General features: G+C 42.7%; 1 protein-coding gene and 1 pseudogene. Both read right to left on the reverse strand.

The features are described 5' to 3' along the window. A pseudogene (locus tag L5M37_RS24070) lies at window positions 1-209 on the reverse strand (IS4 family transposase); the annotation flags it as partial. 38 nt (window positions 210-247) lie between these two features. Continuing rightward, the gene (locus L5M37_RS24075) at window positions 248-487 is read right to left on the reverse strand and encodes a hypothetical protein (RefSeq protein ID WP_411568995.1); all 240 of its coding nucleotides are present in this window, start codon (window positions 485-487) and stop codon (window positions 248-250) included. Window positions 488-593 lie beyond the last annotated feature (106 nt).

Genomic DNA, 593 nt, shown 5'->3' on the forward strand with positions numbered 1-593 from the left:
AGATGCGTGTTGCCGAGCAAACGATCAATGCGCTTGATGTTGTGCTTGGTTCGGGCCGTGGTTGGTAAATTTCGACCTAACTCAGTCAAGGTCAGTGTCTTACATTCAATCAGTGCCTTAGAGGCCAGCATCAAGCTGTTTAATCGTTTTAGGTGAAGTTCTGGGCAGTATTGGTGTAAAGAATGTTGTAGGATATTGGCTTCGCGCATCTTGTTGTCCAAGTGTAGTTTTTGGMGAAACCATTTGATCATGCAACAAGATGCGCTTCCACCCTAATTTGATGATTTATTTGTAAATCATCAGGGGATTCTTCAGTGTTGTGCTTGGTTCGGGCCGTGGTTGGTAAATTTCGACCTAACTCAGTCAAGGTCAGTGTCTTACATTCAATCAGTGCCTTAGAGGCCAGCATCAAGCTGTTTAATCGTTTTAGGTGAAGTTCTGGGCAGTATTGGTGTAAAGAATGTTGTAGGATATTGGCTTCGCGCATCTTGTTGTCCAAGTGTAGTTTTTAGCGAAACCATTTGATCATGCAACAAGATGCGCTTCCACCCTAATTTGATGATTTATTTGTAAATCATCAGGGGATTCTTCAG

Source organism: Shewanella sp. SM69 (assembly GCF_025653985.1).
GTDB lineage: Bacteria > Pseudomonadota > Gammaproteobacteria > Enterobacterales > Shewanellaceae > Shewanella > Shewanella oncorhynchi.

What these genes read in the sequence shown, in the direction of transcription:
- L5M37_RS24075 (WP_411568995.1), bottom strand. Translation starts at nt 487, where the DNA reads ATGCGCGAAGCCAATATCCTACAACATTCTTTACACCAATACTGCCCA.